A 21,707-nucleotide genomic window follows, 5' to 3' on the forward strand; every position below is an offset into this window, starting at 1 on the left:
CGACAACGCGAACGTCAGCACCAGCACGAAGACGAAGTGCCCATTGAACGGAATCAGGCCGAACACCGGGAACACGATCGACAGCACGGCAAGATGCCAGATGAAGATGCCGTAGGACCAGCGACCGAGCGCCAGTACCGCAGGGTGCTCGAGAATGCGGTGTCGTCCACGAGGCCCGAGTACCAGCGGAGCCAACAACGCGAACGCCAGAATCGCGCCCAGCGCAATCTTGATGGCATACTGCCACGGCTGCGCGCGGACCAGCCCCTCCGGACCGGCAAGGTCGGTGGCCGACAGTCCGAACGCGACGACGGCAACCAAAGGCATCAGCCACCGACGACCGACGAGGCGAGCGGTCATGCCCGTGCCCGCCGACACCGACAGTTCGGCCAGCACCATCCCGGCACCGAACCAGGGCAGATACCCGGGCAGCCAGTTGTCGGAATGAATCGCGTCGGGCGTCGGGATCGGCAGGTACACCCAGCCGAGGCTGAGCACGCAGACCGACACGATCACCGGGATTCGCAGGCGCGCCGAGCGCCCGCATAGACCCAGCAGCGCCAGTGCGATGAACGGCAGCAACAGATAGAACGCCACCTCCACGGACAGGCTCCACATCTGCGTCATGCCGCCGGTGAGCGTCAGCGGCACGAACACCTGCACCAACCCGAGGTTCGCGAGCCACACCCGCCAGCCGCCGCTCGCGTCCGGGAGGAACAGCAGAACGATGCAGACCACCACCCAGTAGGCGGGGAGGATGCGGGCAGCGCGGTTGAGCAGATAGCGCGGCAACGACGGTGACGGGGTCAGCCCGCGGGCAGCCGCCGCGTGACCGCGCCAGAGCAGATACCCGGACAAGCCGAAGAAGATCGCCACCGCCATGTCGAATCGACCCCAGATGCGGCCGATGAGAGGGACACCGGTCGCCGCGGTCTGAAAGGCCACGTGCGTGACGAGCACCCCGACAGCGGCGAACCCGCGCATGCCCTCCAGCGCGGGCACGAAACCCCTGGGCGCGGTGTCGGTGGCGGTCATTTGCGATTCAGTGTGCACCGACAGTCGCGTATCGCCGAAACCGACGGTCCCAAATCGGACATGACGCGCCCTCGCCTCCGAAGGGCGCGACCACGACGAGCGTGGCCGGACTGTTACTGTCTGGCTCACGTAGGTTCGGCGATCGAGCACCGAAGATCCGTCGGAACCGCCCGCCTGGTGCGGCAGCACGCCGATCGTCCGTGGAAAAAGAAGGAGAACCAGCATGGCAGAGCGTTCAGGGTCCAAAAGGACACTGGCCTGCATTCTTGTAGGACTCGGCGCGCTACTCCTTGTCGCCGCCATCCTGATCCCGACGTATACGGTGAGCAGGCTTGCGAAGACCCCGCTGGATCTCGAAGTGACCACGGTTGCGCCGTCGCCGAAGTCCGAAGTGCTGGACTCGCGCTCGCTGACCGCGCCGACCGGTGCTGCCGTCGTCGACAAGGACGTGCCGATCGTCTCCCAGCGCTTCCTGACCGTCGAAGATCCGTCGGACTCGAAGAAGATGACCATCCAGATGGGTCAGACGCTTCGGCGCACCGATAAGCAGGGCGACACCGGCCTGCTCACTGCCATCGTCGACCGCGTCACGATCGACCGCAAGACCGGCGAGCCCACCGACGACCCGATCGGCTCGATCCAACTCCAGTCGGACAAGCCGGGCCAAGAGGTCTCCCACACCGGCCTGCAGTACCGCTTCCCCTTCGACACCGAGAAGAAGACCTACCCGTTCTTCGACGTCAACGCCCGTCAGAGCTTCCCGATGGACTTCGTCGACGAGCAAGAAATCAACGGGCAGAAGGTCTACCACTTCCACCAGAAGACGCCGATCGTCGATCTGTCCAAGGTTGTGAACCTGCCGACCAACAAGCTGTCGCTGCCTGCCGACAAGTGGGGCGTCCCCGGTGGCGCCGAGCCGGTCACCATGACCCGCTGGTACCAGAACGAGCGTGACTACTACATCGAGCCGAAGACCGGCGTGGTGATTCGTGGGCGTGAGCAGGTGCACCAGTTCTACGCCCGCAGCGCCGACAAGCCCGAGGTCACCGTTCTGAAGGCCGACTTCGACACCGACCAGAACACGATCAACTTCCAGCTGAAGGAAGCCAAGGACGGCATCGACAAGCTGTCGCTGTACGGCCGGATCATTCCGATCATTCTCGGCATCCTCGGCGCCCTGTCGTTGTTGGCCGGGCTTGCGTTGGGCTTCCTCGGCGGCCGTCGTAAGACCGCCTCAGCGTCGGGTTACGGCAGCCTCCCGCCGGAGCCGACCACCGGAACCGCCCGTGTGTCGGACACCCCGGGCAACCGCGACTGGACCACTGACAAGACCGAGGTCATCGACACGAACAAGTCGTCGGGTCGGGACTGGACCACGGACAAGACCGAAGAGTTCCCGCGCGTTCGTCCGGAGGACGAGAAGTAGTAGCTGAACCCTCGAATCAGGGGCCCCCTTCCAACGTCTAGCGGAGGAAGGGGGTCCCTGACTCATTCCAGGGTGTGCGCGAGGGCGTGGCGCGGCTCGTAGATCAGCATGTCACCTGCACCGGGCACCTTCATCGTGATCGCCAGCCCGAAGCCGCGGTCGACGACCTCGCCGACGAATTCGGCACCCTTGGCGGTGAGGTCCTCGACCGTGGTTTCGATGTTGTCGCACATCAGCGAGATCTCGTGCTGCTGAGCTGCGGCGAATCCGTCGCCCGAGGTGGGATGGACACCCAACTCGCTCGGTCCGGTGCGAAAGATCAACCAGCCGTTGCCGGAATCCACGCCCGGCCATTCGAGGACGTCTCGGAAGAACGCACGGGCGGCGTCGGCATCGTCTGCGTAGACCAACGTGTGTACGGCAGTAATCATGTGCTGAGATTAGGGCATTGTGGTGGGTATGGAGACGTATCTGGTCGGGCGGGGAATCGCCGACATCACCGGCGAAGCTGCCGACGCGGGCATGCTCGGGTACGGCAAGAAGGAGCAGCGCACCACCGGGATCCACACCCGGTTACGTTCGCGCGCATTCGTATTCGCCACCGAGACCGACCGAATTCTGCTGGTGGTCAACGACTTGCCACTGTTGTTCGACAGCATTCATCGCGCCGTGCTGGATCGACTTGCGACCCGCTTCGGTGATCGCTACACCGAACGCAACGTCATGCTCACCGCCACCCACACGCACTGCGGACCCGGCGGCTACTCGCACCATCACCTCTACAATTCGACGACAAACGGGTTCCGCCGCAAGACTTTCGAAGCGATCGTCGATGGCATTGTCGAGGCCGTCGAGCATGCCGACGCCGATATCGCCCCCGCGACCCTGCGACTGAACTCCGGCGAGCTGCACGATGCGAGCGTCAATCGATCCAGATCCGCCTTCGACCTGAACCCGCCGTCGGACAAGGCGCATTTTCCCGATGCCATCGATCCGCAGACCACGCTGTTGCGGATCGAACGCGACGGCACGCTGGTGGGCGCGGTGAACTGGTTCGCCACCCACAACACCAGCATGACGAACACCAATACGCTGATCAGCGCGGACAACAAGGGTTACGCCGAATACCATTGGGAAAGAATCGTTTCCGGTGTCGACTACCGCACCGCATACGACGACGAGACGGGGCCGAGCATCGTCGCCGCCCTCGCGCAGACTAACGCGGGCGATATGTCACCGAACCTTCGACTGAAGCCTGGGCACGGCCCCACCGACGACGAGTTCGAGAACACGCGCATCATCGGCAGCAGGCAATACGATGCGGCCGCGGCACTGGCCGCCGATCCCGGTACACCGATCGACGGCGTAATCGATTCCCGCACAATCTATGTCGATCTCGCGCGCGTCGACGTCGCCGCCGCGTTCACCGGCAGCGGCCGCAGCGAGCGAACCAGCGGCCCGACAGCAGGTGCCTCGTCACTGGCAGGAGCGCAGGTGGACGGTCCCGGCTTCCCCGGCTTTCGCGAGGGACGCAATCCCGTCTGGGACGGACTGTCACGTCAGGTGTTCTATCGGTTCTCGCGACGGTTGCGAGCGAGCCAGTCGCCCAAGGGAATCGCGCTTCCGGGCGGATTACTGAACCGCGTTCGACCGATGGTGGCGGACCGCGCACCGGTCCAGCTGCTGCGGATCGGCCAGCTGTATCTGATCGGCATTCCGGGTGAAGTGACGATCGTGGCCGGTCTTCGGCTACGCCGAACCGTCGCCGCGATCGTCGGCGCGGATCTCGAGCACGTTCTGGTCGCCGGCTACAGCAACGGTTACATCCACTATGTCACGACGCCTGAGGAATACGACGCTCAGCAATACGAGGGTGGTAGCACCCTGTTCGGTCGCTGGGAACTCCCGGCGCTGCAACAGATCGCGTCGTCGCTGGCGGTGTCGATGCGCGATGGCACGGTTCTCCCAGCAGGCGCACGACCGACGGATCCTGTTGTCCGCGAGCAGAAATCCGTTCTGCGCACACGAGTGGATGCGACTCCGACGGGTCGGGGGTTCGGCGATGTTCAGGTGCAGCCGGACTCGTCGTACGCGCCGGGTAGCCGAGTGACCGTCGAGTTCGTCGGCGCCTATCCGAACAACGATCTGCGCCGCGGGGATACGTATGTGACGGTGCAACGCCAGGCCGCCGACGAGTGGGAAACCGTCGCCGACGACGCCGACTGGTCCACGATCTTCCGCTGGCGCCGCGGTGCGGATGCCACGTCTGTCGCGACGATCACGTGGGACATCCCTCCGCACACGCGGGCCGGCCGGTATCGCATCGGGTACAACGGCGACGCCGTCGGATCGAGCGGGCAGGTCGACGGCTTCCGCGGCACCTCGGCCGAATTCGACGTCAGCTGATCCGACGGCGCGCGATTCCGCCCAACCATGTTGCGGGAGCCGCGATCACGACCAACGCAACCGGGTACCAGACCGGACCCAGATCGCCGACGATCGCCGCAATCACGCCACCGATGGCAGGCACTGTTCCGATCGCGATCAGGATCCATACGTGGCGCATCGCATTGCGGGGAGCCAGGCGTGCGGTGAGGTAGCCGCCCAGCACCATGAAGACGGTGCGATAGGCAACGGCGAGCGCGAACTGGCCGTTGCCCATGTATTCGGCCGACGACGGAAAGACGTTCAGCGAGTGCATGACCTGGTCGACGGCGGACGACAGAACGACGTTGGTGATCAGGCCCGCAGCGATCGCGAGGACGCTGCGTCCCGTCGTCCGGGACTGGATCTGTGCGGGTGCGGTGATGACGGACATGGCGCTCTCCTTTGGTTTCGGCGCCGTTTTCGGCGCTTTCACTGACAGGGTCGGAGCGGGCTGCCGATTCTCTACACGCGCGTCACATTTTCTCCGGATGCCACCACAGCGTCTTGCCAGGGCCGCGGTGACCAGCCGAGTTGGTTGCGCGCTTTGGCGCCCGTCGCGTTGCGGCGCGCACCGAGCAGCGGAACCAGGTCGCCGAGTTCGACGTTGAATCGAGCGACGATTCGGAAGATCCAACTCGGCAACTTTCGGGTGGGCACCTTGGAACCCTTGTCGCCCAGTCGTTCCCGAAGCACCCTCGCCACGTCGATCATGGCGACCGTGCCGTCGGTGGAGGCGATGTAGCGCTCGCCGCCGGCATCCGGCGACGTCATGGCGCGGATGTGCAGGTCGACGACGTCGCGAACATCGACGATCCCGAACCATAGATCGGGAACGGCGGGCGTCTTGCCGCTGGTCAGCTGCTCGATCAGCCGAAGCGACGACGGCACGTCGTTGCCGAGAGCAGGCCCGAAGATGCCGGTCGGGTTGACCGTGGTGAACTCCGTCTTGCCGCCTTCGGCCGCTACGAAGTCCCAGGCCGCACGCTCGGCGAGGGCCTTCGACTTGACGTAGGCACTCATCGGCTCGCCGTTCACGTCGGTCCAGCTGGTCTCGTCGAACGGGCCGGTGTGCTCGGGGTGTCCGTAGTAGACCGCCGCGCAGCTGGACGTGTAGACCACGCGCCGCACACCGGCATCGCGGGCGGCGCGCAACACCCGCAGGGTGCCGTCGACGGCGGGTCGTATCACTTCTTCCTCGTTGCTGGTCGCGGTGAGCGGCGATGCGACGTGGAGGACGTAGTCGCAGCCGGCAACCGCTGCGGGCCAGCCGTCGTCGCTGTTCAGATCGGCCGCGACGACGCTCAGCCGGTCGCCCGGATCGGTCTCCGCGGAGATCGTTCGTCGAACCTGGTCTTCCTTCTTCAGATCGCGCACCGTGGTGCGCACCTGGTAGCCGCGCTTCAGCAATTCGACGATTGCCCAGCCGCCTACGAAGCCGGTGCCACCGGTCACCAGGACTGTTTCGCTCATGTCGTTCTCGCTCCATTTCGTTAGCCGATCGGCTAACCAGTAGTGTAGCGCCATGCAGACGAGTAGGGCTAGACAAGCCGAGGACACCCGCGCGCGGGTGCTGGCCACCGCACGTCGCCTGATCGCGGAGCACGGTTACGACGCCACCTCGTTGCAGCAGATCGCCGACGACATGGGTGTCACCAAAGCCAATGTCTACTACTACTTTCGGACGAAGGACGCGATTCTCGAAGCGTTGCTGGCTCCGATGGTCGCGGGCCTCGACCGACTCCTGGATCGCGTCGAAGGACTAGCCGACCAGCAGCAACGGGTGACCACTCTCACCACCGGATTCGTCGACGAAGTCGTTCGCGCCTTTCGTGCCCTCGGTCACCTCGGCCTCGGCGATCCGGGTATGCGCCGCAACGTCGCGATCACCCGAACCATCGACGATCAATTCGAGCGAGCATTGCGCCTGTTGTTCGGGGAGACTCCGACGCCCGACCAGATTGCTGCCTACGCGATGAATTCCGACCTGGCTCCTGCATTGCGTCGACTTCAGTCGCTACCCGACGATCAACTGCGCGACACGCTTGTCCGTCATTGCCTGCGGAATTTGCGCGGGGTGATGTGAACGGGGCCGATCGTCGGGATGCAGGCCACCACCGCGGTCACGGCCGCCGTCGCAACCGCGATCGAAATCAACTCCGTCACCGATGCCGCCAACGTGAGCATCAATAGCACCTCGACACCGAGACCCACCCACGCGATCAGTGCCAGCCTGGTTCGCTTGCCTGCGATCGCTGCCAGCAGCGCACCCTGCAGCAATGCCAGGCAGGCGCCATCGAGCGCGAACGCCCACAGTCGACCCTGGATCGGCCGATAGTCGTCGCCGACGATCAGCGGCGCGAGCGGAGCGGCCAGCGCCACCCCGATCACCATCACCGCGCCCAAGCCGACCAAGACGGCAAGCGCGGATCGCACCGCCCTCGCGGAGTGATCGGGGTGCGCCATCCGCGGATACAGCACCACCCCCACCGCCTGCGGGAGCCAGAACGCGGCCTTCGTCGCAACGGCGCCCAGCGCGTAGAGACCCGAATCGTGTTCGGTCAAGACAATCCGCGCGATCAGCAGATCCGCGGACGACATCGCGATCAACGCAAGCTGAACCTGCGACGCGGTCAGTACGGAAGTCACACTCACAGCTGGCTTTTCGCCGTCGCGCGGCACTCGGCCCGCGATCAACTGCGCAAACGCGGCGGCGACGCCGATGCCGATCGCGCACACCACCAATGCAGGTGCGGCACCGCCGCCCAGCGCAAGGACGACGACGCCGGGCGTCACCTTCGCAACGCCCGCGAAGCCGAGCACGAGCGCAAGTTCCTTGAACCGACCGCTGCCTTGCAACAGTCCCTGCTCACCGGCGAGCAAGACCAGAACGGGCACCGCGAGGAGCGCCGCGACGGTGGCGATCACGTCGACGTCGAAGACCGACGCGATCACCGGAACCAATACCGCGGCCACCACCGCAACGATCGCCGCGCACCGTCGTTCGAGGCGTCGTAGATAGTCGGCGGATGCGCCGTGCACCAGCTCGCGCGCCACCACCGTCTGCAATGCCAACGCGGGCACCGCGAGGACCAACTGCGCGCCGAGCAGCGTCGCGAACTCGCTGTATCCAGCGGGTCCCAGCCAGCGACTCGCCAAAACCTGCAGCAGGTAGCCCGCCACGTTGGCCGTCATCGAACCGGCCGTCACCATCGTCATCCCCGCCACAGCGGAGCGGTCGACAGGACGGGTGGACATTCGCCCATGATGTCAGGCCTTTCGTGGCACGCCGTATCGTGCCGCGCATGGTCGTGGTTCCAGCGTTGTACAGCTTTGTGCTCGCTGCACTGGTCTTCGGACCGCTGTTCGGCCCCGGCTATCTGCTGCTGCGCGACGCCGTGAGTACGCCGCACTCGTATCTCACAGACTCCGCCCTCGGCCTGACCGATGCCGCTCCGCGGGCGGTTCCGCAGGACTGGTTGCTTGCGGTGACGTCGTCTGCCGTCGATGGCGGCGTGGTCGTGAAGGTCATCCTGTTCGCCGCTCTGTGGCTGGCGGGGTGGGGTGGCGCGGTATTGGTGCGAACGGTCTTGAACGTCAGCACCGGTCCTCAACTGGTCGCCGCGACGCTGCTGATCTGGAATCCGTACGTTGCCGAGCGGCTGTTGCAGGGGCATTGGAGCCTGCTGGTCGGGTACGCGGCGCTGCCGTGGACGGTGTGCGCGGCAGTGTCGATCAGGCGCGGCAGCTCCGTGCGGGCCTGGTGCGCGTTGGCGGCCTGTCTTGCCGCGGCGGCGCTGACGCCGACCGGCGCCCTGCTTGCCGCCGTGGTGGCGCTGGTGGTCGTCGGCAAGCGGTGGTGGGGCGTCGTATTGCTGTTCCTGGTCGCGTCAGCACCGTGGCTGGTGGCGACGCTGGTGTCCGGGTCGGGTTCGGCCGCGTCGGATCCGGCGGGGGTCGCGGCGTTCGCCGCACGAGCCGAGCCGGGACTCGGCACCGTCGGCAGCCTCGCCGGGCTGGGCGGTATCTGGAATTCGACGGCCGTGCCAGGCACTCGTGGCAGTTGGTTTGCGCTGGTGGGGACGGTTTTGCTACTGGTCGTGGTCGGCCTCGGGGTGGCTCAGTTGTGGCGGCGTCGGGTGGTTGCATTGCCAGCGTTGTCGATTGTCACCGTCGTATTGATCGCGCTGGCCGCGACGCCGTGGGGACTCGACGTCGGCCGCTGGGCCGTCGAGTCCGTTCCCGGCGCGGGCCTGTTGCGCGACTCGCAGAAGTGGGTGGCACTCGCTGTTCCCGGCTATGCGCTCGCGGCAGCGGCGGGCGCGCACTGGCTGGGTGATCGGTTGCGATTCCTCCCGGAATCCGGGAGGAATCGCACGGTATCGGCTGTGTTGATCGCCCTATTAGGCATTGCACTGCCCGATCTGGCGTGGGGAGTCGGCGGGCAACTGAAACCGGTGCACTATCCCAGCTCGTGGGAGCAGGTTGCGGCCAAGGTCGACGATGGCGACCTCGCCGTGCTGCCGACAGGCATGTTCCGGATCTTCCCGTACACCCGCAGCGCGCCCGTGCTCGATCCTGCGCCGCGCATGCTGTCGGTCGATGTGCTGCAGACGGGAGAACTGCTGGTAGCGGGCGGGAAGGATTCGGGTGGGAATGACACAGCCGGGAAGGATTCGGGTGGGAATGACACGGCCGGGAAGGATTCGGGTGGGAATGACACAGCCGGGAAGGATTCGGGTGGGAATGACACAGCCGGGAAGGATTCGGGTGGGAATGACACAGCCGGGAAGGTCACCGGCGAGGGCAGCCGGGCGAAAGAGGTGGAAGACGTTCTGCTGGCTGGCGGATCACCGCAGCAGCTCAGCGATCTGCGGGTGCGCTGGGTGTTGGTCGAGCGGACCAGCAAGGGTCCGGTCGGGTATTCGGCGCGAACGCTGGACCGGCTGAACAAGGTGTTCGAGGATCCGGAGCTGACGCTCTATCGGGTCGACGGCACTGCTCGCGAACCCGGAGCCAGTGGGCGCGGGATGACCATCGCCGCACACGTGCTGTGGATCGTGTTGCTAGCCGGCGGCTTGCTCGGCCAGGTCGTAGTCGGATTCTGGCGCCGGCGGGTCGCCGATCAGGGAAGCCGTCGCGCCGATCAGACCTGATACCCACTGGCCGCGGGCCGACGCGTGCAGCACCTCGTGGACGCCGCGGCCGCACTGTTCCCAGGAGAATTCGCGGGCTCGGATGCGGGCCTTCTCGCCGAGCGTGACGCGTACGTCGGCATCGGTGAGCAGGGTTTCGACACCGTCGGTCAGCTCGTCCTGACCTTCGACGAGCAGCCCGGTCACGCCGTCGACGATCGAGTCCGTGAGGCCTTTCGAGCTGCGGTAGCCGACGGTCGGGACGCCGTGCTGCGCTGCCTCGATGACGGCGAGACCCCAGCCTTCCTTGCGGGAGGGAAGTACGTGAACCCAAGCGCGGGAAAGCAATTCGTGCTTGCGCTCCTCGGATACGTGACCGTGGAACGTGACGGCGGTCTCGATGCCCAGCTGGTGCGCGCGCTCGCTGAGGTTGTCCGCCCACCAGCCGCCCCCGACCACGTCGAGGTGCAATCCCGGCAGCCGACCACGCAGCGCGGCGACTGCGGCAAGGGCGTCTTCGATCTGCTTGTGTGGCACCAGCCGCGACAGGACGACGATGCTCGGGTGCTCGGTGCGGGCGTCGACAGTGCCGATCGCAACAGGCGCAGGGACGGTGTTCGCCCCATTGCGAACGACGGCGATGCGCTCGCGTTCGACGCCGAGCACTGCCAATTCCTCAGCCGACGGCAATGACACCGTCAGGTATTGGTTGCGGCGGTGGACGCGGGGCGATAACGTCGATTCCACCCACCAGCCGATGCGTCCGACCAGCTTGCCTGCCACCGGCCACTGCTCACGATGGCCGTGATGGACCAGCACCGTGACCGGTGCACCGGCGACGGCGCGGGCGAAGAAGGGGATGCCGTTCTGGGTGTCGATCACCGCGTCGGGCTTGATGCCGCGCAGCGGGCCGATCCCGATCCGGCCGAGCGCGATCGCAGCAAGAGCCCGCGGATAGACGCTGAACCGGCCGCCACCGCGACTGATGTCGATGCCGTCGACCCGCTCGCGCTTGACCGCTCCCGGATAGCCGGCCGTCCGCAACGTCACCTTGATGCCGCGGGCGGCCAATTCGGCACCGACCTGCTCCAAGTACCGTTCGCTGCCGCCGCCCTGCGGGTGCCCTGTGTCGCGCCAACACAGCAACAGGACCTCGCGCACGTGCAGTTCTCCTCGTAGGACGGCAGACAATTGCAGACCAGACTAACGGTTACGTCCCCGAAGCCTGCTTTTCCGTGCTGATCTTCTAGGCTGTTCACTCGTGCCCAGCAGACCCGTGACCGCCCGATTCGCTCGTCGGGCAACCTTGCGGCGCTCGATTCGACTGCTCGGCGACTTCGAGCACGAGCAGACGAATCCCCAGCATTTCTACGGTTCACTGGCGCGCGATTCGGTCGAAATGCTGGGCGATCTGTATTTCGGTACGACCGGTCGGAGCTTGCAGGGCACAGTCGTACTCGATGTCGGCGGCGGTCCCGGCTACTTCGCCGAGGTGTTCGGCGAGGCCGGCGCGCGCTACCTCCCCGTCGAACCCGATCCGTCCGAGATGCACGCCGCGGGCCTGACCGTTCACGGCGCGGTCCGCGGGTCGGGGATGGCGCTGCCGTTCCGTGACGGCTCGGTCGACATCTGCTTCTCGTCGAACGTGGCCGAGCACGTGCCCGACCCGTGGGCCATGGCCGACGAGATGCTCCGGGTGACCAAGCCCGGCGGCCTGATGGTCCTGTCGTACACGGTGTGGCTCGGGCCGTTCGGTGGCCACGAGACCGGACCGTGGCATTACCTCGGCGGCGAGCGGGCCGCGCGACGCTACGTCCGCAAGCACGGCAAGGAGCCCAAGAACAGGTTCGGCACTTCGCTGTTCGCGGTGCGCGCCTCCGACGGATTGCGTTGGGCGCGTTCGCAATCCGACGGCGATGTGCTGGCAACCTTCCCCCGCTATCACCCCCGCTGGGCGTGGTGGTTGCTTCGCATCCCCGTGCTCCGCGAGTTACTGGCAAGCAACCTGGTGATTGCGGCTTCGCCACCTGTGCGTGAAAACCAGTGCCCCAGCACTGAAAATCACGCACAGTAGGCGGTATGACTGCACTCGCGCTGGATGTCGGTGGCACCAAACTGGCGGCGGCACAGGTTTCCGAGACCGGCGTGCTGGGTGATGTGAAAAAGACACCGACACCCGAAACCGGGGTGTGGGATGCGTGCGCCGAACTGCTGCGAGCGGTTGCAGGCGACTCGACGATCACCGCGGTCGGCATCGCATCGGCCGGACCGGTCGACACGGTCGCGGGAACCACGGCGCCGATCAACATCCCCGACTGGCACGACGGCTTCGGTATCGTCGCCGCCGCGCAATCGCTGTTCCCCTCCGCCACAATCTATTTCGCAATGGATGGCGCCTGCGCAACGTGGGCCGAGCACTTGTTCGGCGCAGCCCGCGGCGTGCCGAACGTGTTGGGAATGGTGGTGTCCACGGGGATCGGCGGCGGCATCGTGCTCGACGGCAAGATGGTCAGCGGGCGCACCGGCAATCCCGGACACGTCGGTCACATCGTGGTCCCCGGTTCCACCGAGGAGTGTTCGTGCGGCGGCATCGGGTGCGTCGAGACGGTCGCGAGCGGCCCGTCGTCGGTGCGGTGGGCGAAGCTGCAGGGGTGGGAAGGCGACGACGGCGAGCAGTTGGCGAAGTCGGCCGACGCCGGCGACTCGATCGCGGTCGCCGCGCTGCAACGAGCAGGCACAGCGCTGGGGCAGGCGATCGCCTCGGCGGGCGCACTGCTCGACATGGATCTGGTGGTGGTCGGCGGCGGGTTCGCACAAGCAGGGCCGATGCTGTGGGATCCGCTCTACGAATCGATCGCCCGCCATGCCCGGCTGAACTTCCTCACCGACCTCCGCGTCGTCGCCGCGGAACTCGGCGGACTCGGCACGCTGACCGGAGCGGGTGCCCTCACTCTCGAACGGACGTGACCGCGCGGTTTCGCCACGCCTGCTCCCATTTTCGCGTCATCGCCGGGTAGACGATCAGGTAGCGGAACGGCTTGATCCCCGCCATGTAGAGCTGCCCGAACAGGCCATTCGGCTTCACGAGAACGGCCATCTGCAGCTGGTATTCACCGGCGTCGCTCTGCACCCAGCTGAAATGCGCGATCGCATGCACGGTCTTGTTTCCCAGTTCCATCGCGACCTCGTCGGGCAGCTCGTAAACCTGAGTGAACGGCGTGCCCGGCACCGGCGCGCCGGCCGAGTCCTGGCGCAGATCCAGCGGCAACCTGTCGAGCAGCGACGGAATCCGCGCACCGACGCCCTCACCCGGCTTGTCCCAGCCGAACAGCGCGCCGAGCTTCCACCGAACCTCGAAGAGCAGCTCGACCAGCATCGGATTGTTGTCGAGTCCGCCACTCGCCCGCAGCGCGTCGAGCATGACCGGGAAGTCGTCGGGACCTGCGCCGGGAGTGCGGAAGACCCACACATCCTCGACCTCGAAATCGCGGGTGATCTCGTGGATGCGCCATGGACGACGCGTGTGCTCTTCGATGGGGAGTCGGGTAGACATCAGAGCCCTCCCGCCACTCGCGACAGGAGAAAGTGAATTTTCCGGGGCTTGATCTCCAGCTCGTCGGACTGCGGACCCGCAGCCGCGAACGCCGCGCCGAGCAACTCCTTCGAGTCGAACCACGCTGTCGTCACCACCGCATCACCATCGGGAGTGATCCAGACTTCCGCGCGATGGAAGCCCGACCGGGTGCTCACCTTCTCGACGACCTGGTGGCATCTGCCGACGAATTCCTCGACATGCTCAGGTGCCGGATAGTGGAAAGCGACGAAACCGAACGACATGATGTTCCCCTCTCGAATTGCCGGTACAACGAGGTTAAATCCGCTGCGCGACAACGTGATCCCCCGCCGGAGTGAGGGCAGCTCCCCCATATGCGTGAGGCAACTTGAGCAGCAAGAATTCCTCGCATTCGCACATGTGTTCGGGTATGATGGAGACATGGGGTTAGGGGAGATTCTCGACAATGTGAGCGCACTCGACATGGTCGAGCCGTGGCGCCTCACCGACGACACGATCGGTGTGTTGATCCCCGAGCTCACCAGCGCGATCCACCACCTCGAAGCGATACGGCTGCGGTTGGTTGCTGCCGCCGACGACCGCCCGATCCCCGCACTCGACGGCTACACCAACGCCGCCGCCTGGCTGGCGGACACGACCGTACTCAACGACCGCACAGCACGCACCATCCTGCGCCACGCCCGCGTCATAGCCGCCCACCCAGAAATCGCTGCCGCCTACGAAACCGAACAAATCTGTAGCGAACACGCCGCTCTGATCGCCGCCTTCTTCGAACACCCACCCGCCGCAATGCCAGACGACGCCATCCCCGCAGCCCGCGACTTCCTCCTCGACGCCGCACGCGACCGGGACACCCGGGTGCTGCGCGCCCACATCGAACGTCTGCACCGAATCTTCGAATCCGATCGGGTACCGCCCGCCGAAGACACCGACCGCAACACCCTCCACGCCTCGCCCACCCTGAACGGGCGCATCGCGATCAAAGGAGACCTCGACGCCGAAACCGGCGAAATGTTTCTGTCGGCGCTCTCTCCACTCTCGAAACCACGACCCGACTCCGACGCCCAACCCGACCGGCGCTCCCCCGCGCAACGGCGAGCCGATGCGTTCACCGAGATGCTGCGCCGCTACCACGACACCGCGACCGGACCCGCCGAGGGAAACGAACGACCACACCTGCACATCAGCATCGAAGCCCGTGACCTCGTCGAGAACACACCCGCCGCCGACCGCGGTGCCTACGCCGAACTCTTCGCCCAGACCGGGACCGGGTGGATGCCCTGGATGGGACCACTCACCGTCCAAGCCGTGCGCCGACTCGCCTGCGACTGCGTCCTCGCATCGATCATCCTCGACGAACACGGATGCCCCGTCGACCTCGGCCGCAGCACCCGCGTCGTCTCGAAGAAACTCCGCAGCGCCGTCGTCGCCCGCGACAAAGGCTGCGCCTTCCCCGGCTGCGGACGCCCGCCCTCCTGGTGCGACGCACATCATGTCAAGCACTGGGCAGACGGCGGCCCCACCGACCTCACCAACCTCGTCCTGCTCTGCCGATTCCACCACCGACTGATCCACCACAGCACCTGGGACGTCATCATCGGCAACGACCGACACCCCTGGTTCATCCCACCCAAACACAAAGACCCACAACGAAAACCCATCCCAGCCCACAACCGCGGCGACCCCACGGCAGCCTGAAGAAGGTGAGATGACGACATGCCCGATGCGGTGTTCCACGACCTACTCGCAGCCAGGCTGGCCGGCGACCGCGGTCAGGCGATGACGAAACTCGCTCCCTGCTCATCTATCTGGACGAGGAACACGTCCTCGACTTGCAGCGCGATCTGAGCCGCACCGAGATCGCCTGGTGGATCACCGATATCTCGTCACCCGCGATCGTGCAGTCGATGCGGAGGCACGCCGGTCACAACCTCCGCAATTCGCCGATGAAGTTCGGTCCCGCGAACGGTGTCGCCTTCCTGGAACGCGATGGTTGGCGGGCCATCGACATCGAATCGCAGTTCGCGGTGGGCGCCCGTTTGAAGCGACTACCACTGGTGCTGCGCCCCTTCGCCTATCTCCCACAACCCAACCCGCGCAAACTCGGCAGGGCACAGTGGTCTGCCGTCGTTCGTTTGCAACACGTTCCTATCGGCTAACTGCCAGCTTCGAAGACTTTCTTGTCAGCAGTTCTGCAACGTGTTTTAGTGGCTGTATGACCGACTTCGACAAGCTCTTCATCGGCGGCACCTGGGTTGCTCCGGCAACAGATCAGACCCTCGAGGTCTTTTCTCCCGCGACCGAGAAACGGGTCGGCAGCACGCCCGTCGCAACGCCCGCGGATATCGACGCGGCGGTCGCCGCGGCGCGCACCGCGTTCGACGACGGCCCGTGGCCGCGTACCGCTCCGGCCGAACGGGCCGCCGTGCTGACCAAGGTGGCGAAGCTCATCGAAGAGCGCAGCGCCGACCTGACCGCAACAGTGACCGCCGAGATGGGCGGCCCCACCATGATGGTCGGGATGATGCAGCAGACACCGGCGCTCGCGGTGCTGAACTACTACGCGGGCCTTGTCGACCAATTCCCTTGGGAGGAAACACGTCACGGCGTGTTCGGCCAGACCAAGGTGACACGTGAACCGGTCGGTGTCGTCGCCGCGATCATCGCCTGGAACGTCCCGTTGTTCCTCGCCGCCAACAAGCTGGCGCCTGCTCTGCTCGCGGGCTGTTCGGTACTACTGAAGCCCGCACCCGAAACTCCGTTGTCCGCCAACATGCTTGCCGAGCTGTTCGTCGAAGCGGGCCTGCCGGAAGGAGTGCTGTCGGTACTGCCGGGCGGCGCCGAGACCGGCAGCTACCTCGCAGAGCACGCGGGCGTCGACAAGGTGACGTTCACCGGCAGCACCGCCGTCGGTCGCAAGATCGGCGCCAAGGCTGCCGAGCAGTTGAAGCGTTGTTCGCTCGAACTCGGCGGCAAGTCCGCGGCAATTCTGCTCGACGACATGGACGTTGCCTCGACCATGCCGATGCTGCTGATGTCCGGGCTGATGAACAGCGGCCAGGCGTGCGTCGCGCAGACCCGCATCCTCGCCCCGCGCTCCCGCTACGACGAGATTCTCGACGCCATGGTTGCAGGCGCCGGCTACATGGCGATGGGCGATCCAACCGCGCCGGGAACCGCACTGGGACCGCTCATTTCGGAAAAGCAGCGCGACCGGGTCGAGGGCTACATCGCGAAGGGCAAGGACGAGGGAGCCCGCGTCGTGCTCGGCGGCGGGCGGCCCGCAGGACAGAACAAGGGCTGGTTCGTGGAGCCGACGATCTTCGCCGACGTCGACAACTCGATGACCATTGCGCGCGAAGAAATCTTCGGACCGGTTCTTGCGGTGATCCCGTACGACTCCGAGGACGAGGCCGTCAAGATCGCCAACGACTCCGACTACGGCCTCGCTGGCTCGGTCTGGACCACCGACATCGAGCGTGGGCTGAAGATCGCCGCGCAGATCCGCACCGGCACGTACGCGATCAACTGGTACGCCTTCGATCCCGGCTCACCGTTCGGCGGCTACAAGCAGTCGGGTATCGGGCGCGAGAGCGGACCCGAAGGCTTGGACGCCTACTGCGAGCAGAAGTCGGTCCTGATGCCGCCAGGATACAGCTCCTGACCGGTATGTTTGCTCTATGCGTCACGCGATCGGTGCCTGTGCACTAGCTCTCCTGGTTGCGTTGTGCACCGCTGGTAGCGGCCAGGCTGATTCGATTTCGTCGGCGCATTCCGCAACGCCGGACCCGCGCATCGGCGTCGTATTTCTCTGGGACACCCCGATCCACACCTGCACGGGGACCGTGTTGGACACCCCGGCGCACGATCTGGTCATGACGGCGGCGCACTGCGTCGTCGGGTCCGGGTTCGGCATCTCGTTCGCGCCCGGCTACGACAACGGCGTCTCGCCGCACGGCGTCTATCAGGTTGTGCAGATCTATCTCGATCCCCGCTGGAAGCAAAACGTAGAGGACCCTCGGTTCGACTACGCGGTACTCCGCATGCAACAGCCGATGCCGGTTGCAGGCATGCGGCTCGCCGACGCACCGAAGCCGACCACCGTCGTCACCGCGACCGGATACGCGGCGGGCTTCAACGATCGTGGGGTCACCTGTACCACCAGCACCGGCCTCGAACAGGGCTTCCCGTCTTTCGCCTGCTCCGGCTACCTCGACGGCACCAGCGGCGGGCCATGGGTGACCGACGACCACAATCTGGTCGGCTTGATCGGCGGATTGCATCAAGGCGGCTGCCCGCCGTACATCGTGTCGTATTCGCCGCCGTTCGACGCCGCCACGGCCCGGGTGGTGCAGCGCGCCACCGACGGCGCGACGCCCGATATCGCACCCGTCGCCCTCGCGGACGGATGCTGATCTCCCGGCTACCGTTGCGGCATGCCTGAAGCCGAATCGGAGAGCACGCTCACCGTCGTCCTCGCGTTCGTTGCGAACCTCCTGATCGCGGCTGCCAAGACGGTCGCGGCGATCGTCACCGGATCGGCGTCGATGGTGGCAGAGGCGGCGCACTCATGGGCCGACGCCGGCAACGAGGTGCTGTTGCTCGTCGCCAACCGTAGATCGCAGGCGCCTGCCGACGAACACCACCCACTCGGCTACGGCCGCGAGTCCTACGTGTGGTCGATGTTCGCCGCGCTCGGCCTCTTCGCACTCGGTGCAGGCGTGTCGATCACGCACGGCATCCAGGAGCTATTTCACCCCGAACCGTCGTCGGAGTTCGTGGTCGCCTACATCGTGCTCGGCGTCTCGTTCCTTCTCGAAGGCGTCTCGTTCCGGCAGGCCTTTCGCCAATTGCGTTCGGAGGCAGCGGGAATGGATCGCACCGTGCTGCAGCACGCGCTGCTGACCTCGGATCCGACGACGCGCGCCGTGTTCGCCGAGGACGCAGCAGCGCTGACCGGTTTGATCATCGCGTTCGTCGGCGTGCTGCTGCATCAGGTCACCGGTTCGCCGATCCCGGATGCGATCGGTTCCATTGCTGTCGGCGTTCTGCTCGCGGTAGTCGCCATCGTTCTCGTCGACCGAAATCGCAGGTTCCTGGTCGGCGAGCAAGCCTCGCCACAGTTGCGCACCGCCGGCATCACAACGCTGCTGAAGCTTCCGGAGATCGAACGCGTGACGTTCATGCGAATGGAATTTCTCGGTCCTCGTCGGGTCTACCTCGTGGCCAGCGTGGACCTGGTCGGCGACTTCGTCGAGTCGAAGATCGCCGAAACGCTGCGCGCGCTGGAGTCGAAGATCGAGTCCGACACCTACGTGGTGCGCGCTGTACTGACGCTGTCGACCAAGGACGAAGCCAGCATCGGGCCGTAATCCTCCGACGTTTCGCGTCGGCCCGCTTCGGCTAACCCCCTCCAACAGAGAGGGGTCTGCGTGCACGCGATTTATCAGGATTTTCTGTACGAGTGGCGGTGGATTCCGTATCTGTCGGTCATCGTCATTGCCGGCTTGGTCGGCTACCTCACCAAGGTCGCCGCGATCGAGATGATGTTCAAGCCCATCGACTACTGGGGCGTCCACATCGGCAAGTTCCCGCTGGGCTGGCAGGGCATCATTCCGATGCGGGCAGCGCACATGACCAGCGTGGCGACCAACAAGATCGTCGGCGACCTGCTCACCCCCGACGAGGTGTGGTCGAAGATCGACCCGGACGCCCTGATGAAAGAAATCCGCGAGCCCTTGATGGTGTCGCTGGACACCATCACTCAGGAGGTCGCGGTCTCCATCGCCCCGGAAGTCTGGGGAAACATGCCCCAGGCCGTCAAGGACAGGTTGCTCGCTCGCATCCGCGAACGCGCCCCCGACGCCTTGCGCGACGTGATGACCGACGTGTCCGCCAACGTCGACGACATTCTCGACCTCAAGGCGCTGACCACCCGCAGTTTGGTGTTCGACAAACGATTGTTGCAGCGGGTCTTTCGTAAGGCGGGCAAACAGGAATGGCGGTTCATCCGACGCTTCGGCGGCATCGCCGGCCTCGCGATCGGCGTCGTTCAGCTGGCCCTGTATCTGATGCTGCACGTGCCGCTGATCAATCCGATCATGGGCGCGCTCAACGGCTTTCTGACCGACTGGTTCTGCATCAAGTTTCTGCTGTTCGAACCGAAGCGCCCCAAGAAGTACCTCGGCATCTTCACGTGGCAGGGCCTCTTCCTCAAATATCAGAAGGAAGTCTCCGCGGAACTGGCCAACATCGTCGCGGACAAGGTGATCACCGCGCCCGCTGTCATCGAAACCATCATGCAGGGACCCAAGTCCGATCGGTTCTTCCTGATCGTCGAGCACCACGTCGGGAAGATGATCGAAGACGAGCTCGGTATCGCGGGTCCGGCCGTCAAGGTGCTGGTAGGGACAGGCAACTTCGCGAAGATGCAGACGTTGATGGCGGAACGGGTGATGGTGGCACTTCCCGAGACGATGCACGCCGCCGACGACTACATCACAGACACCCTCGACATCCGCAACGTGCTCGCGCAGCGGATGGCTGAGCTGCCGCCGGAGGAATTCGAGGGAATTCTGCGCCCGGCTTTCCATCAGGACGAGTGGACGTTGATCGGCACCGGCTTCGCGCTCGGTGCGGTCGCCGGGTTCCTCCAAGACGGCGTTCTGTTCGCGTCCGGGATCAGTTGCTTCGACTTCAAGTGCGAATAGTGTTGCGCGACGGAAGGATCGACCGATGACGGAGAAGATCACGGGTCCGCACGAGTTGCAGACCATCCCACCGAAAGCGCTCGTGCAAGACCTTGCCCGACGCGCGTCGGGCACCTCCGATCGTTTGCGCCACCTGCCGATCGCCGGTGTGGAGCTGGCGGTGAAGTTGACGCCGTTCGCTGCACTGCGGGCTCCGATGGCGATGACCGAAGCGGTACTTCGGCGGGCCCTGCTCCCGAACGGCGGTGATGAGTCGGTCGATTCCGGCGTCTACCCCGGTGCGCGGGAGGGGCAGAGCGACGAGGCGTTCACCGCTCCGCCGGACGCCAGATTGTCGGTCCGGTCGATGGTTGCCGAACTACTGGATCGCTCCGTGCGGCAGAGCCCACGCCAGGCCGAAGAGGCCAACTTCAAGCGGCTGCTGCTGCAACTGGTGCCTGACGAGGCCCGCATTCTGCACGCACTGTCCGACGGCGAGCCGAGGGCGATGGAACACATCGGCTTCGGGTCGATGGGCGGAACGCCCGACCGGATGGTGTTGCGGTACGCCTCGCCGATCGGCACGCAAGCCGGCGTTCGCTGCCCCGAATCGGTGCCCGACTATCTGGCCCACCTGGTGGCACTCGACCTTGTCACCGTGGGTGCCGAGGACGAGACCCTGCGCGAGCAGTACGAAATTCTCGATACCTACAGCGAGGTCGAAGCAGCGGAGGAAGAGGCGAAGGCCGACTCGCTGTCGGAGAAGCTGAGGTTGAAGACCGCTCTGCGGGAGCGGCACATCATTGCGATCAGCGAGTTGGGCAACAAATTATGGGAGGCAGCGCATCCGGATACGCACACCTTCATGGTGGCTGAGCAGCGACAAGACCCTGAAATCGACTTCGACGAGGACCTGCCGCCAGAGCCCTGACGGAAGCGGCAAAAACAAACGCGTGCATCATTGCAACACATTTCATTACTTTGTACACTCCTCCTAACGCCAAATTGGAGGACATCATGGCTGACCGCAATGGAGCGACAGCAGCGCCGTACACCGACGAGGCGCTGGCGATCAACGCGCGCAACGTCAAGTTCGACTGGACAGATGTGCCGCTCGAGTACATCCCCGGCGAGCCCTACGCAACACACTTCTGGAACGTCATGCACCTCGTGCTCCCCGAGGGTGAGCGCGCGATGGCGGACGTCTTTGCGCAGGCCATGCCGCGTATCGAGGACGAGCGCCTACGTGAGGAACTGATCGGCTTCGTCGGTCAGGAAGGCACGCATGCCAGTTCCCACGAGTCCTAATCGTTTAGTAGGGATGGGTGGCCGGTCGACTGGCCGGGATTTGTTCCTTGTGGGTCTGCCGCTCGGTGATGCCTGTGTTGTCCCGTCGTTCGACGGCTTACGAAAGAACGGCGCGC

General features: G+C 65.3%; 20 protein-coding genes and 2 pseudogenes. 14 read left to right on the top strand and 8 right to left on the bottom strand.

Annotated elements, in window-relative coordinates:
• Window positions 1–3: 3 nt before the first annotated feature.
• Window positions 4–1,338, bottom strand: a pseudogene (locus tag FOY51_RS25180) (acyltransferase family protein); the annotation flags it as partial.
• On the opposite strand from FOY51_RS25180, the gene pgfA reads away from it, so the two are divergent.
• Window positions 1,259–2,461 carry a cell envelope lipid trafficking protein PgfA gene (gene pgfA, locus FOY51_RS25185; protein ID WP_149433020.1) on the top strand — a complete coding sequence of 401 codons (1,203 nt, stop codon included), beginning with the start codon at window positions 1,259–1,261 and terminating at the stop codon, window positions 2,459–2,461. The pseudogene FOY51_RS25180 and the gene pgfA sit on opposite strands and share 80 nt — an antisense overlap.
• A 62-nt stretch (window positions 2,462–2,523) precedes the next feature.
• Here pgfA and FOY51_RS25190 read toward each other — a convergent pair whose 3' ends face one another.
• The gene (locus FOY51_RS25190) at window positions 2,524–2,892 is read right to left on the bottom strand and encodes a VOC family protein (RefSeq protein ID WP_149433021.1); all 369 of its coding nucleotides are present in this window, start codon (window positions 2,890–2,892) and stop codon (window positions 2,524–2,526) included.
• Between the two features lie 28 nt (window positions 2,893–2,920).
• Between FOY51_RS25190 and FOY51_RS25195 the strand changes: the two genes are divergently transcribed.
• The gene (locus FOY51_RS25195; RefSeq protein WP_149433022.1) at window positions 2,921–4,867 is read left to right on the top strand and encodes a neutral/alkaline ceramidase; all 1,947 of its coding nucleotides are present in this window, start codon (window positions 2,921–2,923) and stop codon (window positions 4,865–4,867) included.
• Here FOY51_RS25195 and FOY51_RS25200 read toward each other — a convergent pair.
• The gene (locus FOY51_RS25200; protein ID WP_149433023.1) at window positions 4,860–5,279 is read right to left on the bottom strand and encodes a hypothetical protein; all 420 of its coding nucleotides are present in this window, start codon (window positions 5,277–5,279) and stop codon (window positions 4,860–4,862) included. The two genes, FOY51_RS25195 and FOY51_RS25200, sit on opposite strands and share 8 nt — an antisense overlap.
• Before the next feature lie 71 nt (window positions 5,280–5,350).
• Window positions 5,351–6,358 (bottom strand): NAD-dependent epimerase/dehydratase family protein, encoded by a 1,008-nt coding sequence (locus FOY51_RS25205; protein ID WP_149433024.1) that lies wholly within the window; start codon window positions 6,356–6,358, stop codon window positions 5,351–5,353.
• 52 nt (window positions 6,359–6,410) lie between these two features.
• Between FOY51_RS25205 and FOY51_RS25210 the strand changes: the two genes are divergently transcribed.
• Window positions 6,411–6,971, top strand: coding sequence for a TetR/AcrR family transcriptional regulator (locus FOY51_RS25210; protein ID WP_149433025.1), 561 nt, complete (start codon window positions 6,411–6,413; stop codon window positions 6,969–6,971).
• On the opposite strand, the gene FOY51_RS25215 is transcribed toward FOY51_RS25210, so the two are convergent.
• Window positions 6,938–8,143: a polysaccharide biosynthesis protein gene (locus FOY51_RS25215; RefSeq protein WP_149433026.1), complete on the bottom strand. Its 1,206-nt coding sequence runs from the start codon at window positions 8,141–8,143 to the stop codon at window positions 6,938–6,940. The genes FOY51_RS25210 and FOY51_RS25215 overlap by 34 nt on opposite strands.
• Window positions 8,144–8,190: 47 nt before the next feature.
• Between FOY51_RS25215 and FOY51_RS25220 the strand changes: the two genes are divergently transcribed.
• Window positions 8,191–10,041: an MmpA family trehalose lipid delivery protein gene (locus tag FOY51_RS25220; RefSeq protein WP_235916749.1), complete on the top strand. Its 1,851-nt coding sequence runs from the start codon at window positions 8,191–8,193 to the stop codon at window positions 10,039–10,041.
• On the opposite strand, the gene FOY51_RS25225 is transcribed toward FOY51_RS25220, so the two are convergent.
• Entirely contained in the window at window positions 9,952–11,181 is a 1,230-nt protein-coding gene (locus FOY51_RS25225; protein ID WP_149433027.1) for a glycosyltransferase family 4 protein, read from the bottom strand. The genes FOY51_RS25220 and FOY51_RS25225 overlap by 90 nt on opposite strands.
• Before the next feature lie 100 nt (window positions 11,182–11,281).
• Here FOY51_RS25225 and FOY51_RS25230 point away from each other — a divergent pair, with 100 nt between their 5' ends.
• Window positions 11,282–12,094: a class I SAM-dependent methyltransferase gene (locus FOY51_RS25230; protein WP_149433028.1), complete on the top strand. Its 813-nt coding sequence runs from the start codon at window positions 11,282–11,284 to the stop codon at window positions 12,092–12,094.
• A 5-nt stretch (window positions 12,095–12,099) separates the two neighbouring features.
• Complete coding sequence (locus FOY51_RS25235) at window positions 12,100–12,987, top strand: ROK family protein (RefSeq protein ID WP_149433029.1); 888 nt, start codon at window positions 12,100–12,102, stop codon at window positions 12,985–12,987.
• Here the strand turns inward: FOY51_RS25235 and FOY51_RS25240 are convergent.
• Window positions 12,968–13,573 carry a DUF2867 domain-containing protein gene (locus tag FOY51_RS25240; RefSeq protein ID WP_149433030.1) on the bottom strand — a complete coding sequence of 202 codons (606 nt, stop codon included), beginning with the start codon at window positions 13,571–13,573 and terminating at the stop codon, window positions 12,968–12,970. The genes FOY51_RS25235 and FOY51_RS25240 overlap by 20 nt on opposite strands.
• Complete coding sequence (locus tag FOY51_RS25245) at window positions 13,573–13,857, bottom strand: antibiotic biosynthesis monooxygenase (protein ID WP_149433031.1); 285 nt, start codon at window positions 13,855–13,857, stop codon at window positions 13,573–13,575. Before FOY51_RS25245 ends, FOY51_RS25240 begins: the two co-directional genes overlap by 1 nt.
• A 157-nt stretch (window positions 13,858–14,014) precedes the next feature.
• Here FOY51_RS25245 and FOY51_RS25250 point away from each other — a divergent pair, with 157 nt between their 5' ends.
• The 8 genes and pseudogenes from FOY51_RS25250 to FOY51_RS25285 all read left to right on the top strand — a co-directional run.
• Window positions 14,015–15,292 carry an HNH endonuclease signature motif containing protein gene (locus tag FOY51_RS25250; RefSeq protein WP_149433032.1) on the top strand — a complete coding sequence of 426 codons (1,278 nt, stop codon included), beginning with the start codon at window positions 14,015–14,017 and terminating at the stop codon, window positions 15,290–15,292.
• A gap of 134 nt (window positions 15,293–15,426) precedes the next feature.
• Window positions 15,427–15,753, top strand: a complete 327-nt coding sequence (locus tag FOY51_RS25255) for a hypothetical protein (protein ID WP_149433033.1) — start codon at window positions 15,427–15,429, stop codon at window positions 15,751–15,753.
• A gap of 56 nt (window positions 15,754–15,809) precedes the next feature.
• Window positions 15,810–17,258, top strand: a complete 1,449-nt coding sequence (locus FOY51_RS25260; protein ID WP_149433034.1) for an aldehyde dehydrogenase — start codon at window positions 15,810–15,812, stop codon at window positions 17,256–17,258.
• A gap of 16 nt (window positions 17,259–17,274) precedes the next feature.
• Window positions 17,275–18,009: a trypsin-like serine peptidase gene (locus FOY51_RS25265; RefSeq protein ID WP_149433035.1), complete on the top strand. Its 735-nt coding sequence runs from the start codon at window positions 17,275–17,277 to the stop codon at window positions 18,007–18,009.
• A gap of 21 nt (window positions 18,010–18,030) precedes the next feature.
• Window positions 18,031–18,966: a cation diffusion facilitator family transporter gene (locus FOY51_RS25270; protein WP_149433036.1), complete on the top strand. Its 936-nt coding sequence runs from the start codon at window positions 18,031–18,033 to the stop codon at window positions 18,964–18,966.
• A gap of 60 nt (window positions 18,967–19,026) precedes the next feature.
• Window positions 19,027–20,304, top strand: coding sequence for a DUF445 domain-containing protein (locus tag FOY51_RS25275; protein WP_149433037.1), 1,278 nt, complete (start codon window positions 19,027–19,029; stop codon window positions 20,302–20,304).
• A 25-nt stretch (window positions 20,305–20,329) separates the two neighbouring features.
• Window positions 20,330–21,214 carry an Abi-alpha family protein gene (locus tag FOY51_RS25280; RefSeq protein ID WP_149433038.1) on the top strand — a complete coding sequence of 295 codons (885 nt, stop codon included), beginning with the start codon at window positions 20,330–20,332 and terminating at the stop codon, window positions 21,212–21,214.
• Between the two features lie 86 nt (window positions 21,215–21,300).
• A pseudogene (locus tag FOY51_RS25285) lies at window positions 21,301–21,585 on the top strand (metal-dependent hydrolase); the annotation flags it as partial.
• Window positions 21,586–21,707 lie beyond the last annotated feature (122 nt).

Source organism: Antrihabitans cavernicola, assembly GCF_008297975.1.
GTDB lineage: Bacteria > Actinomycetota > Actinomycetes > Mycobacteriales > Mycobacteriaceae > Antrihabitans > Antrihabitans cavernicola.